Genomic DNA, 13,200 nt, shown 5'->3' with positions numbered 1-13,200 from the left:
AGCAGTTCGCGGTTAGCCTGGGGTAAAGGACTTCAAAGGAAACAGGTATTAGCCAGACTAGCGCGGGCCGCCGCTGGGCCCGTCGGCAGCAAAGCCGCTGTTCCAGCCCCCACGGTGGCCCGCCGGCCCCTCGCTTACGGCTCGTAAAGCACCGACAAAATCGTCAGGCCATCTGCCTTCACCTGGTATACCGCGCGGCCCCGGCCGGCCGGGGCCGCGCCGGGCCACGCGCGGTAGCCGAACAGGTAATAGCGACCGGGACCGGGTTCGGCTACCAACTGAATACGCTGTTGGTCAGCCGGTGTAAGCCAGATCAGGTTGTTGAACAGCGGCGTTTGCTCGGTGGCGGCCACGTAAATGGGCCCGGTGGGGTGGCGCCGCACCAGATACTCCAGTCCCTGCCGGTACGCCAGCCCCCAGTAGTCGCGCTCGAAATTATCCTCCACCTGCTGGTTGGTCAGAAAGCTGAAATACACCTGCTGTTGGGGGTGCATGCGCACCATCCGCACCGCCGTGAGCCCTAGTTCGAGCCCGGCCAGCAGGCCCAGGCCCAGCAGCAGCGGCCAACCCCAACGGCTGCGGCGCCCCCGCTGCCACAGCTGCTCGCCCCCCGACACCGCCAGCAGCAGCAACGCCGGATAAACGAAATACAGGTGCCGCCAGCCATCATAAAGCACCGAATGTAGCCCGATTACCAGCGCAAACGGCAGCAGCAGCCAGCCGCAGAACAACAGGTCGAGGCGGCCGCTGAAGGTGCGCAGCCGCTCCAGGGGCCGGCGAAGCAGCCCAATGGCGGCCAGCGCCAAGCCGGCTCCGGCCGCTAACCAGTACGCCACCGGCGTAGTAATCAGCAGCCAGACGGGGCCGTAGTGCCAGGGCAGTTGCTGGGCCTGCTCGAGTTTGCCCCAGTACAATACCTCGCCCTGCCAGGGAAAATGGCTCATCCGCTGGAAAGCCAGCAGCAGCCGGGACAGTGGGTCGGCCCATAAGTAGGGCCAGCCCGCCACGGTAGCCCCGGCCGCCGCCAGCAGGTACGCGCCTGCCAGGGCTCCTACCTGCCGGGGGCGGGGTCCGCCGGGCGGGGTGGGCAGCAGCCCGGCCAGCAGCAGCAACCCCAGGGTAAACGGAATCAGTAGCAGGCCCAGCAGCCGGACATCAACGGCGGCGGCCGTGGCCAGGCCGTGTAGCAGGGCGCGGCCGAGCGTGGGGCGCTGCACCAGCCGGGCCAGCGTGAATGTACCCACCGTAAAAACCGCCAGAAACAGCAAGTCTTTGGCATTGTAGAACGACTCGGCGAACAGCCGGGGCGAAAGCACAAATAAAGCCACCGGCAGCAGCGCCAGCCCCGGACGGCGCAGCCGAAGCCGGGCCAGCCCATAAAGCGCACCCAGGCCTCCTAGAACCAGTAAAAACGTGAGGCCGTGGCGGATCAGGTAATAGTCGCGGTCAACCTGCTCGCCAACCAGGCCCAGGCCGTACCGGGCCACCAGCGTCATGGGCAACTCGAACAACACACCGTGGTCACTGTCGCGGTACTGCTCAATCGGGTAGGGCTCGTGGCCCAGTGTCAAATCGGCTAAGTAGCGCAGGCTTACCAAGCCGTTGCGCTGGTCAGTTGGCTCATCCCACGACACGCCGTAGTCACTCACCAGCAGCCCGCCCAGCACCAGCAACAAACCAAAAAAGGCCCTTGCGCCGAACCGGCGCACCGCAACAGAATGAAGCATAAGTAACGCGGAGGAAGTCGCGCAAGATAGCAGAACGCCCGGGCAAGCAGTGGGCCGGTAGGGCTGCCGGAGGGCGCCAAAACAAAAAAGGACCGCCGCAAGCGACAGTCCTTTTTGTGTGGGTGGGAGATACTGGGTTCGAACCAGTGACCCTCTGCTTGTAAGGCAGATGCTCTGAACCAGCTGAGCTAATCTCCCGGGGGTGAGCGTACTAAAAAATGGTGGGAGATACTGGGTTCGAACCAGTGACCCTCTGCTTGTAAGGCAGATGCTCTGAACCAGCTGAGCTAATCTCCCGATGGGCGTTTCCCGTCGTTTGGGATGGCAAAGATGGGGGCTTGTTTCTAAAAACGCAACACTTTCCCCCATCTTTGGGTGAAGAAATTTTCCATTCAGGGCCGCCGCAGCGGGGAACCCCCTGCCAGTCAGAAATTTCGGTTGTAAAAATAATGGGCCGGTAGTGGGTAGAATACTGAAAATTGCGACGCTGACGCTGCTGGGCCTGCTGCTGGCGGCCAGTTTGGGCCTGTGGCTGGGGCAGGACTGGCTTATCGGCCGCTTCGTGGTGGCCCTCAACCAGCACCTGGCCGTGCCGGTGCGCGCCAGCCGCCTCGATGTGTCGGTGCTCGACCAGTTCCCGCGCCTCTCCCTTACGCTGCACGATGTGGTGATGCAGGGCTCGCGGCCCACCGATACCACCCGGCTGCTGCGGGCCCGTCGCCTGTACTGCGCCTTCGACGCCCTCGATTTGCTGCGCGGCCACTACCGCATCCGCCGCCTCACGCTGGCCGACGGTCAGCTGCACCTGCGTCGCGATGCTGCGGGCCAGCCCAACTACCTGATTATAAAGCCCGATACCGCCACCACTACCGAACAGCCCTTCGTGCTGGAGCTGCGCGGCATCCGGCTGGAGCGTGTGCGGGCCACCTACGACGACGCGGCCCGCCAGCAGTTCTTCGCCCTGCAAACGCCTGATTTGCGGGCTACCGTGCGCCTTGCCGGCCCCCGCGTGGAAGTGGCCGTTACGGGCCCGGCCCATGTGGAAACCGTGCGGCTGGGTACCGACGACTATTTCCTGGCTAAAGAAGTGCGCCTGAACGTGCTGCTCGACGTTGATAGGGCCGCGCAACTGGTCAGTATCAGCCCCTCCACTATTGCCGTGGGCCCGGCTACCTATTCGGTTTCGGGCACCGTTGATTATGCCCAGGCCTCCCAACTCAACCTGCAGGCGGCCGCCCGGCAGGCCGATTTGCAGGCGGTGCTGGCCCTGCTGCCGCCCCGCCTGACGCAACGGCTGGCCGGCTACCGGAGCCAGGGGCAGGTATATTTCGAGGGCACGGTGCGCGGCGAGTGGTCGGAGCAGCACAACCCGGCCGTAGAGGTGCGGTTTGGCTGCCGGCAGGCCTCGTTTTTTCACCCCGAATATCACCAACAAGTCGAGGGCGTGAGTTTGGCAGGCCAGTTCAGCAACGGCGCGGGCCGCGCGGCCAGCACGGCCGTCCTCACGCTGCGGCAGCTGCGCGGGCAGCTGGCCGGTAAGCCCTTCGGCGGCAGCCTGCGCCTCGAAAACCTGGTGCAGCCCACTCTGCAGCTGGAGCTGCGGGCCGAGCTGGATGTGGCCCGGGCGCTGCAGTTTTTTCCGGTATCGGCCGTGCGTTCGGGGGCCGGCGAAGCCCGCCTGCACCTGGCGCTGAACGGACCGCTGGCAACGCTGCGCCGCCGGCCTACCGCCCAGCAGGCCCGTGGCGAGCTGGTGCTGCGCGGCGTCAGGCTGCAGCTGCGCGACTTCCGGCAGCCGTTTACCGGCCTTGCGGGCCAGCTGGATCTGCGCGGCTCCGATATAGCCGTACCCAATATGCAGGGCCGCCTGGGCAACTCCGATTTTCGGGGCCGGGGCACAGTGCGCAACGCTACCGGCTGGGCCCTGGGGCCAGGCCAGCCGCTGCGCATTGAGGCCAGCATAATTTCGAACCTGCTCGATTTCAACCAACTGCTGTACGCGTACCAGCCCGCAGGCGGCAAAGGCGGCGGCGGCACGGCTCCGGCGGGCGGCCTGCACGTGCCGGCGCGGCTGGTGCTCGACCTGAAAACCCAGGCGCGGCAGGTGCGCTACCGGCGGCTGCGGGGCCGACAGCTGCGCGGCACGTTGCGGCTGCAAAACCAGGTATTCAGCTCGCCGGGCCTGAGTGTAACGGCGGCCGGGGGCCAGCTGAGCGTGCGCGGAACCGTAGATGCCCGCCAGCCCCAGCTGCTGAAGGCCCGCACGGTGGCCAGCTGCCAGCAGGTGCCGCTGGACAGCCTGTTTTACGTGTTCGAGGATTTCGGCCAGCACTTTCTCACCAGCCGCCACCTGCGGGGCCGGCTCACGGCATCAGCCGAGTCGGACACCTATTTCGATGGCCAGCTGCGCCCGCTGCCCGACCGCCTGGAGGCCCAGATCAAGGCTACGGTCCGACAGGGCGAGCTGCTCAATTTCGAGCCCCTGCAGAAGCTGAGCCTGGTGGCCGACCGGGCTACGCTGCGCCATCTGCGCTTTGCCGAACTGCACAACGACTTCTACATCCAAAGCCGCACGGTGTACATTCCGGAGATGGAAATCCGCTCCAACGTGCGGGCGGCGGCTTTGCTGCGCATTACCGGCACCCATACCTTCGATCAGCAGCTCGATTACCACCTGCGCATTCCGCTGCTGCCGGGCCTGCTAGCTCGTGCCGCCGCCCGCGCCGACGGCCCCACGCTACGCCTGGGCATAAGAGGCACGGAAAGCAACTTTACGGTGCGCTACGAAACCGGCCTGCCCACCAGGGCCACCCCACCGAGCCGTACCCCGGCAACTGGCCCGGCACCAGCTACCCCGGCCGAACCTACCCCCCCAACCAAACCCAGAGCCCGGCCTTCGTGGGAACTGAAAAAGCCGGTAAAAAAGCCCGCCGAGCCGCAGACCGGCGACTATTTCGAGTTCTAACTTGGCGGCGGCCCGCAGTTGTTCAGTTATCACTTCAAGATGCCCCGCCACGCTGTTAGCAAGATACTAAAACAGACCATCAGCGGGCCGGAGCCGGGCAACGGGATACTTGTTCAGGGTTGCCGGCCAACCTGAACTCAAAACCATCGTTAAGGGAGCGTATTATATTTCTCCACCCACTTGCTTCCGACCATGAACGACTCGCAGTTACTCCAGAACTATTCTGACCAGGAAAAAGCAGCTTATTTGAGCGTAATCGCCAGCCTGGCATCTGCCGACCGCGAAGCTTCAGCCCCCGAAATTGAGTTTTTGCAGCAATTAGCCCACCAGGCCGGCCTCAGCGGCGGGGCTACGCAGCAGGTGCTGGCCGCCGCCAAAGATGCGAACAACCAGACCGTAAAAAATAACCTCGATGCGTTGCGCGGCAGCGACCTGCGCTTTTCGCTCGTTACCGACCTCATTAGCTTTGCCCGCGCCGACGGGGCCTACTCGAACACCGAGGAGGAAATGGTGAACAAGATTTCGCAGTATCTGGGCATCAACCAGCAGCAGCAGCACACCCTAGAGCAGGTAGTAGACCAAGCGTCCAATGTGCCCCACGATGCCAGCGACCCAGCCAAGCAAAGCTTTTTGGGCGGCATTGGCGACAAGCTCGAAAGCGCCGGCATTCCTAAAAACGCGCTGATGGCCGGTTTGCTCGGCATTGTGGCCCCCATGGTCATTTCGAAAGTAATGGGTGGCCGCAGCCAGAGCGGCGGCGGTGCCGGTGGTGGCATGCTGGGCGGCAGCATGGGCGGCCTGCTCGGCGGTGCGGCCCAAAGCGGCATGGGCGGCTTGCTGGGTGGCTTGCTCGGGGGCGGCCTGCTAAGCGGCGTCATGGGCGGCGGCCAGCAGCAGCAGAGCCAGTACGACAACTATCCACAGCAGGGCACCCACACCGGTGGCGGCGGCTTAGGCTCGTTGATGTCGATTCTGGGCGGCCTGGGTGGCCAGCCCAACTCGCAGCCTCGCAGCAGCGGCGGCGGCGGCCTCGGTGGCCTGCTCGGCGGTGGCGGCATGGGCAGCCTGCTCGGCGGTCTGCTTGGCGGACGCTAGGCTTCTTAGCCGTTAGCCGTTAGCCGTTAGCCGTTAGCCGTTAGCCGTTAGCCGTTAGCCGTTAGCCGTTAGCCGTTAGCTGAAAAAACGAAGAAGGCCCCGTACTCGGTTAAGTGCGGGGCCTTCTTTTTGTCGGGTTATCGGGGCTTCAGAACAAAAGCTAATAGCTATAAGCTCTCAGCTAATAGCTCAAGAAGGCCTCAGCTAATGGCTTGAATTAAGAGCTGGCGATGGACTGGCTGCCTTGCTGCTGGAGGCTCTTGGGCAGGTCGCCGGAGCCGCCGGAGCCGCCCGACAGGCGGGTCATGGTCGTATCCACGAAGCTGGCCCCGACCTCCTCCACGGCCGACACGATTTTGAAGTTGATTTCTTCCATCACATCGAGGTATTCGTCGTAGCTGTCGGTGCGCACATAGTACTGCACCCGCACATCTTTCGAATTAGAAGTCAGGGAGGTAAATTTCACCTGAATATCGGATTCGACGAGGCGGTGTGAGGCAATGGCTTCGCGCATCAGGTCGAGGATGCGGTGCAGCTGGGTGCTGGTCGTCATCTGGGTGAGCGACATCATAAAGAACACCCGCCGGGCGGTGCGGCGCGAGAGGTTGTCGAGCGGCTTGTCAATCATCGACTTGTTGGGCACCGTGACGTAGCTTTTCTCCACGGTGCGGATGCGGGTGCTGCGGAAACCGATTTTCTCTACCGAGCCCGTCAAATCGCCCACGCTCACCAAATCGCCCACCACGAAGGGCTGGTCGAGGAAGATGGTGAACGAGGCCAGCAGGTTCTCCAGGCTTTCCTTGGCGGCAAACGCCACGGCCAGGCCGCCAATGCCCAAACCACCTACCACGGCCGTCACATCCACATCGAACACCTTGCCCAGAATAATGAGAAAGGCCACGATGGCCACGAATAGCTTGATCAGGTCGCGGGCGAAGGGCACGAGTTGGTTGGTGAGCCGCGAGGGGTCGCGCAGGGCCCGGTTCATGAACACGAGCACTGCCAGATCAATCATGCGCAGGAAAATCCAGGTGATGCCCGTGACAAAGGCAATCTGGTAGACCCGGAAGGCAAACACGCCGTACCAGGGCGTGTTACGGCCCAGCTCGGCCGTGCGCACCGGAATATCCATTACGGTGTAGGCAATAAACACCGTAATCAGGAAGATGACGATGGAAATAGGCTTGATGAGCAGCTCGTGAAACTGGGCCTCGGTTACATCCTCGTCCACCTTTTGTTTGAAGAAGCGGAACAGCACCTTCGTCAGCAGGCGCGACACCAGGTTCTTGAGAGCCAAGCCCGCCAGCATAATGGTGGCGGCAATCAGGTACTCCTGTATTTCGACCTGCAGAAAGCGGTAGTGAAGGATTTCGGTGAGGGACATAGGCTTTATTCTAAGCTGTTAGCTTTTAGCTGATAGCTATCAGCATTCTGGGGTATCGGCAAGCTTCACCTCTGGACGCCCGCAACTGTCGTACCATAGAAAAGTATGGCGTTGTTGGTCACTACTTCTGCACGGAAGCTAAAAGCTACCGGCTCTCAGCCAACAGCCTAAAAATCAGACCAGCTGGCGCAGGGCCATTTCGAACGACTTCTGGGCCAGGCCGGTGTGCTCCTCGCCCTGGGCGCGGGTACGTTCCAGCGCCGCCCGGATGATGCGCGAAGTATCCTCGAAAATGGCCTGGTCGGTAATTTCGGCATCCGATTCCATTAGGTAGGCAAACACGCGGGCCATGCCGCAGTTGGCAATGAAATCGGGCACCACGCTCACGCGGGCGTCGGCAAACTCGCCGGTAGGCCCGAAGAAAATTTCGGGGTCCTGAAACGGTACATTGGCACCGCACGAAATTACTTCGAGGCCGTTGGCGGCCATGGCTTCTACCTGGGCTTTGGTAACCAGGCGCGAGGCGGCGGCCGGCACGAATATCTCGGCCCCGCTACTCCAGATCTGCTCGTTTATCTGCTCAAACGAAAGCCGGTTATCGGCCGCCAGCTCGTTGCCTTCCCGATTGAGCATCAGCTGGCGAATTTCTTCCAGCTCAAAACCTTCAGTGCTCAGCAGCCCGCCGGCCCGGTCGATGATACCGGTGATGCGCGCGCCCTGGCTGGCCAGGTAGTAGGCCGCTGCGGCCCCCACGTTGCCCCAGCCCTGAATAATGGCCCGCTTGCCCGCCACCGAGCGGCCGCCCCACAGCGCGTAGTAGTGGCGCACGGCCTCGGCCACGCCGTAGCCGGTTATCAGGTCGGCCACGGTGTAGCGGCGGCGCAGGTCGGGCGAGTAGGCGGCATCTTCGAGCACCTTCACCACGCCCTGGCGCAGCTGGCCAAGCTTCTGGATTTTCTGGGGCTCGGTGGCCTGGTAGTGGCCGTTTACCACGCCCTCCTGGGGGTGCCAGAGGCCATAGTCTTCGGTAATCGGAATGACTTCGTGGATTTCGTCCACGTTCAGGTCGCCGCCGGTGCCGTAGTAGGCCTTCAGCAGCGGAATTACGGCCCGGTACCAGCGCTCCAGCACGCCGCGCTTGCGCGGGTCGCGCGGGTCGAAGTTGATGCCCGACTTGGCCCCGCCAATGCCCGGACCCGACACGGTGAACTTCACTTCCATGGTTTTGGCCAGGCTCTCGACCTCGCGCTTGTCGAGGCCCTTGCGCATGCGGGTGCCGCCGCCGGCCGCCCCGCCGCGTAGCGAGTTGATCACGACCCAGCCCTCGGCTTCGGTTTCGGCATCCTGCCACTCGAACACAATTTCGGGACGCTTATTTTCAAACTTGGCCAGCAGCTCTTTCATCAGGTAAGGGGGTGGGGTGAGAAGGGGTTTCCGGCCGCAAAGGTAGGCAGATGGGCGGCACACCTCGCCGCGCCCTTGGTGGCGCCACGCCATCCGCTGCCCCGCTAGTGTAGCGCTTGCTCTATATTTTCAGGTATAGCTTTTGGGGAAAAGGAACTTTGCAGGGCCTGAATATCGTATTAGCCCTATTCCCGCTTACCGTTCCGTAATACCACCCTTGCATTGCTGAAATGAAGCCATTACTTGCCCGAGTTGAATCGAAGAAAGTTGATAAAGCCGCTGCCATCCTGAAGGTGCTGGCTCACCCCAAGCGGCTGGCCATCGTGGACCTGCTGGGCAAGGAGGATAAAATGACCGTCACGGAGATTTACCGCTCCCTCGACCTGCCTCAGGCCATTGCCTCCCAGCACCTCATCACCCTCAAAGACCGCGGCATTCTGTCGTCGCTGAAAGTAGGTACCAAAATCTACTACTCGCTTTCCATTCCCAAATTGCTCGACGTCATCGACTCGCTCGAAGAGTGCTGCGAGTCGATTTAGGTTTTGAGCTGTTAGCTGTTAGCTGTTAGCTGTTAGCTGTTAGCTGTTAGCTGAGAAAACGAAGAAGGCCCCATACTCGGTTGAGTGCGGGGCCTTCTTTTTGGTTGGGTTATCAGGGCTTCCGAACGAAAGCTAATAGCTCAAAAAGGCTTCAGCTGACGGCTTCTGACTGGCGCTCCAAGTCGAAGAGGTCGGTGAGCGTATCGATGAGCTGGTCGGCCTCGCCACGCTTGCAGGCGGCCTTGAGCTGGAGCACAGGCTGCTTGAGAATCTTCTGCATCAGCGAGCGGGTGATGTCGTCGAGGCGCTTGGCTTCTTCGGGGCTGAGCTTCTTTTTCTGGTAGCGGTCGAGCTCTTCGAGACGAATCTGCTCCAGCGCGTTCTTGAGCTTCTGGATGGTGGGCGACACCATCATTTCTTTGGTCCAGTCGCGTAGGCTTTCGATGCTTTCCTCAATAATGGCCCGCACCTGCGGCACGGCCTCCAGCCGGCGCTCCAACGCGGCCGAAGCTTTGCTGTGGATGGTATCGATATTGTAGACCAGCACGCCGGGCACCTGCTCCACATCGGGCGCAATGCTGCGCGGCACCGAGAGGTCGATGAAGAACTTGTAGCTGAGCACCTCCAGGTTGGCCACCAGGGCGCGGCTAAAGAACGGCTCGGGCCGGGCAATGCTGCTGATAATGACATCGGCTTCCTTTAGGCCCTCCGCCAGATCTTCGAAATCGAGGAGTTTAAGGCCACATTCTTCCGCCAACGCCTCGGCCTTGCCGCGGGTGCGGTTGCAGATGGTTACGTCGGTGAAGAGCTTGCTGTCGCCGAAGTGGCGGCACACATCGGCCCCGATTTCGCCCAGGCCCACGACCAGCACCCGGGGGTTGGCCACATCGGCGGTCAGCTCCTCCACCAGCTCCAGCGTGGCGTAGGAAGTAGAAGCGGCACCGTCGCGAAAGGCCGTTTCCTGCTGCACGCGCTTGTTGGTGAAGAAAACGGTGTGCAGCAGCCGGTGCAGAAACGGCCCGGCGGCATCGGCATCGGCCGACCACTGGTAAGCCTGCTTCACCTGGTTGCTGATCTGCAAATCTCCCACTACCTGCGCTTCCAGGCCCATGGCCACCTCAAACAGGTGGCGCACGGCGTCGGAAGCGCCGGTGAACACGTCGAAATAAGGTACGAAGTCGGCCGCGTCGGGCAGGTGTTTCAGACGGGCCAGGGCCCCGATAACGGCGGCGCTCTGGTCGTGCTCGGCCGAGTAGTATACCTCCGTACGGTTGCAGGTGCTCAGCACCAGCAAATCCGTCAGGTCGAACTCGTGGTGCAGGGTTTGCAGCAGGCGCCGGCAGGCCGCCTCGTCCAGCGCAATCAGCTCGCGGATAGCGAGCGGTGCTTTCTTGAACGAGAGACTGACAGCTTTAAAAGGATGGGACATAGCAAGAGCTAGAGCAGATAGCAGAGGGCAAAATTACAATACAAATTGCTAGGGTAAAAACAGCAAACGGGGGCCAGTGGTTCGGGGCAAACTACTATTGCGGGCGAAACCCGCGCCAAATGCTGCCAGCGCGGTTTGTGGTCGGGGCCACCTGACAAAAATCAGCTAATCAGGTCGGGCGGCCTGACTTTCGTCAGGGCCGTATCTTCGGGGCCCCGGCCGCCGTATCGGGGGTCTGCCTTCCGCCGTTTTGCCGCCCGCCGTGCTCCCTACCATTGCCATCTACGACCAGAAGTCGCGCATCAAGCTCGTTATCGTGGCCGTGGCCCTGCTGATTGGGGCCGCGACCGTCATTTATACCAACGTGCTCGTGCAGCGCCTTTCGGAGCGCGAGCGGCAGCAGATCGACCTCTATGCCAAAACCCAGCGCTACATCATCAACACCGAGGAGGAGTCGAACCTGTCGTTTCTCTACGACGAAATTATTGAGGCCAACAAAACCATCCCCGTCATCATCACCGATGGCGACAACAACATCATCGACGCCCGCAACGTGAATGTGCCCCAGGGCGTGAGCGACGAGGAATCGATGGATTTTCTGCGCGACCAGATTGCCCAGATGCGGGAGCAGCACCCGCCCATCGAAATAAAAATAGGGGCCGGATTGCGCAACTTCCTGTACTACAAGGAGTCGGATTTGCTGACTCAGCTACGGCTGTACCCGCTGGTGCAGCTGGCCATTATTGGCTGTCTGGCCGTGGTTGCCTACTTCGCCTTCAGCTCGTCGCGGCGGGCCGAGCAGAACCGCGTGTGGGTGGGCCTGGCCAAGGAAACGGCCCACCAGCTGGGCACGCCGCTCAGCAGCCTGGTGGGCTGGCAGCATTACCTGCGCGAGTCCGAACGGTTTAAGGATGAACCGATTGTAGAGGAACTGGGCAAGGATATCCGGCGGCTCGAAATTATTACCGAGCGGTTCAGCAACATCGGCTCGGTGCCGGTGCTGGCCGATGAGAACATCCTGCGCGTAACCGAAAACGCCATCAGCTACCTGCAAAGCCGGGTTTCGCGCAAGGTCAGCTTCGAGGTGAAAACCGACCTGCCCACCGATACGCCGGCCCAGGTGAACGTGCCGCTGTTCGACTGGGTGATTGAGAACATCTGTAAAAACGCCGTGGATGCCATGGACGGGCGCGGCAGCATCACGCTACATATACGCCGGCCAGTGCGCGGCAACAAAGACCAGATTGCCCTCGATATCACCGACACGGGCAAGGGCATCTCTAAAAGCAAGCTGCAACGCGTATTTCTGCCCGGCTACACTACCAAAAAACGCGGCTGGGGCCTGGGCCTGGCGTTGGCCAAGCGCATCATCGAAAACTACCACAAAGGCCGCCTCTTCGTGAAGTGGAGCGAGCCCGGCCGTGGCACTACCTTCCGGGTGATATTGAACGGATGAGTTGTTAGCTGTTAGCTGAAAAAATGTCATTCTGAGCGAAGACGCAGCCGGAGTCGAAGAATGACACGTTCCTCTCTCACCTATCTATACTCACTTCTCCCCTTTCCCCCGGTTCGTGATTTCGACGTAACTGTTGCCTTTTACCGGGCGGCCATTGTGGGTGCCTTCCACGCGGCACATGCCTTCCCAATAGTGCATTTTGATGCCGGCAATGAGTTTGAGTGTCAGCTCCTGGTCGGGCATGACGGGCGTGATGGTGAGGTCGTAGCCCTGGCTGGGCACGCGCAGGCGCCATTTGTTGGGGTAGCGGAGCTTGGAGTGCGGGCTGGTCCAGTACTCCAGTACATCGAGCTGGAAATCCTCAGCGTTCAGGTGCTGGTTGGCTAGGTCGGGGCCGTAGTGGGTGCCGCCGCTCACGGTTTGATTGGTTTTGCGGTCGAATAGCTGGTAGGCCATCAGTTCGGTGCGGGGCTCATCAAGCTGCACCGAAAACCAGTCCCAGCCGATACCCTTGTTGGTGACCGAGTTGCCGTTCCATTGGCGGTCGTACCACAGCTCACCTTCCACCTGCCGCACTTTGCCGCCTATTTCGAGGGTGCCGGTAGTGGCCAGGCGCGGGTAGCTATAGTAACCGGCCTTGGCTACGTTGCCGTAGTTTTCGTAGCCGGTGCCGTTGTGCAGCAGCACGGGCTTGGCGGGCGTGGTCGTCAGGTCGATGGCCTGGCCGGCGTGGGCGGCCATGCGGCCCTGCAGGTGGTAGCGGCCCTCCTGGCCGGTCAGGGTCCAGGTTTCGTTTTTCTTGCGGGCGCTCAGGTTGAGGGGCAAAGCCGAAGGCATCAGCTCGGGCAGGCGCGTGACTTTATAGTCGTAGCGGAACTGCTTGTTTTGCGGGTCGGTGAGGGCGAAGTTCACCATCTGCCAGTCGCGCTTGCCGTTGATGTTAAAGTGGAAGAACACGTACTCGACCCCAAACATTTCGCCGGTGGCCTTGTCGCGCAGGTGGCCGGTGAAGTACCACCATTCCAGAGAGTTTTGTTTGTGGACGGCTTCCTCGCGGGGCAACTCGGCGCGCTCCGTAAACACGTCGTACTTATTAGTAGGCTTGAGGGTACAGCCCGAGGCCGTGAAAAGTAACAGAACAGTAGCTAACAGCAGGTTTTTCATACTGCTGCCATAAGGCTTTCGGGCGCCGAAAGGTTTA

General features: G+C 61.6%; 9 protein-coding genes and 2 tRNA genes. 4 read left to right on the top strand and 7 right to left on the bottom strand.

Annotation, left to right across the window (positions count from 1 at the left end):
• Positions 1–134: 134 nt before the first annotated feature.
• The 3 genes from BLW21_RS11645 to BLW21_RS11635 form a co-directional block, all read right to left on the bottom strand.
• Entirely contained in the window at positions 135–1,727 is a 1,593-nt protein-coding gene (locus tag BLW21_RS11645; RefSeq protein WP_139255190.1) for a hypothetical protein, read from the bottom strand.
• A gap of 123 nt (positions 1,728–1,850) precedes the next feature.
• A tRNA-Val gene (locus BLW21_RS11640) sits at positions 1,851–1,925 on the bottom strand.
• A 21-nt stretch (positions 1,926–1,946) separates the two neighbouring features.
• Positions 1,947–2,024: transfer RNA gene (locus tag BLW21_RS11635), tRNA-Val, on the bottom strand.
• Between the two features lie 163 nt (positions 2,025–2,187).
• Between BLW21_RS11635 and BLW21_RS11630 the strand changes: the two genes are divergently transcribed.
• Positions 2,188–4,692 carry an AsmA-like C-terminal region-containing protein gene (locus tag BLW21_RS11630; protein WP_092740185.1) on the top strand — a complete coding sequence of 835 codons (2,505 nt, stop codon included), beginning with the start codon at positions 2,188–2,190 and terminating at the stop codon, positions 4,690–4,692.
• A gap of 192 nt (positions 4,693–4,884) precedes the next feature.
• Positions 4,885–5,787, top strand: a complete 903-nt coding sequence (locus BLW21_RS11625; protein WP_092740183.1) for a TerB family tellurite resistance protein — start codon at positions 4,885–4,887, stop codon at positions 5,785–5,787.
• A 217-nt stretch (positions 5,788–6,004) separates the two neighbouring features.
• Here the strand turns inward: BLW21_RS11625 and BLW21_RS11620 are convergent, their stop codons facing one another.
• Together BLW21_RS11620 and BLW21_RS11615 are read right to left on the bottom strand one after the other, a co-directional pair.
• Positions 6,005–7,171 (bottom strand): mechanosensitive ion channel family protein, encoded by a 1,167-nt coding sequence (locus BLW21_RS11620; RefSeq protein WP_092740181.1) that lies wholly within the window; start codon positions 7,169–7,171, stop codon positions 6,005–6,007.
• Between the two features lie 174 nt (positions 7,172–7,345).
• Positions 7,346–8,575: a Glu/Leu/Phe/Val dehydrogenase dimerization domain-containing protein gene (locus tag BLW21_RS11615; protein ID WP_092740179.1), complete on the bottom strand. Its 1,230-nt coding sequence runs from the start codon at positions 8,573–8,575 to the stop codon at positions 7,346–7,348.
• A 230-nt stretch (positions 8,576–8,805) separates the two neighbouring features.
• Here BLW21_RS11615 and BLW21_RS11610 point away from each other — a divergent pair, with 230 nt between their 5' ends.
• Positions 8,806–9,114 (top strand): ArsR/SmtB family transcription factor, encoded by a 309-nt coding sequence (locus BLW21_RS11610; protein WP_019948990.1) that lies wholly within the window; start codon positions 8,806–8,808, stop codon positions 9,112–9,114.
• Between the two features lie 151 nt (positions 9,115–9,265).
• On the opposite strand, the gene hemA is transcribed toward BLW21_RS11610, so the two are convergent.
• Entirely contained in the window at positions 9,266–10,543 is a 1,278-nt protein-coding gene (gene hemA, locus BLW21_RS11605) for a glutamyl-tRNA reductase (RefSeq protein ID WP_092740177.1), read from the bottom strand.
• Positions 10,544–10,805: 262 nt separating this feature from the next.
• On the opposite strand from hemA, the gene BLW21_RS11600 reads away from it, so the two are divergent.
• Positions 10,806–11,999, top strand: a complete 1,194-nt coding sequence (locus tag BLW21_RS11600) for a sensor histidine kinase (protein ID WP_175470945.1) — start codon at positions 10,806–10,808, stop codon at positions 11,997–11,999.
• A gap of 90 nt (positions 12,000–12,089) precedes the next feature.
• Here BLW21_RS11600 and BLW21_RS11595 read toward each other — a convergent pair whose 3' ends face one another.
• Complete coding sequence (locus BLW21_RS11595; RefSeq protein WP_092740173.1) at positions 12,090–13,163, bottom strand: lipocalin family protein; 1,074 nt, start codon at positions 13,161–13,163, stop codon at positions 12,090–12,092.
• Between the last annotated feature and the right edge of the window lie 37 nt (positions 13,164–13,200).

Source organism: Hymenobacter psychrophilus (assembly GCF_900107135.1).
GTDB classification, from domain to species: domain Bacteria; phylum Bacteroidota; class Bacteroidia; order Cytophagales; family Hymenobacteraceae; genus Hymenobacter; species Hymenobacter psychrophilus.
The sequence above is the reverse complement of the archived record's forward strand: the minus strand, read 5'-3'. Positions and strand labels throughout refer to the sequence as shown.

Bases quoted from the DNA above. Each gene is read 5' to 3' on its own strand.
- BLW21_RS11645 (WP_139255190.1), bottom strand. From the start codon at position 1,727: ATGCTTCATTCTGTTGCGGTGCGCCGGTTCGGCGCAAGGGCCTTTTTT.
- BLW21_RS11625 (WP_092740183.1), top strand. From the start codon at position 4,885: ATGAACGACTCGCAGTTACTCCAGAACTATTCTGACCAGGAAAAAGCA.
- BLW21_RS11620 (WP_092740181.1), bottom strand. From the start codon at position 7,171: ATGTCCCTCACCGAAATCCTTCACTACCGCTTTCTGCAGGTCGAAATA.
- BLW21_RS11615 (WP_092740179.1), bottom strand. From the start codon at position 8,575: ATGAAAGAGCTGCTGGCCAAGTTTGAAAATAAGCGTCCCGAAATTGTG.
- BLW21_RS11610 (WP_019948990.1), top strand. From the start codon at position 8,806: ATGAAGCCATTACTTGCCCGAGTTGAATCGAAGAAAGTTGATAAAGCC.
- hemA (WP_092740177.1), bottom strand. From the start codon at position 10,543: ATGTCCCATCCTTTTAAAGCTGTCAGTCTCTCGTTCAAGAAAGCACCG.
- BLW21_RS11595 (WP_092740173.1), bottom strand. From the start codon at position 13,163: ATGAAAAACCTGCTGTTAGCTACTGTTCTGTTACTTTTCACGGCCTCG.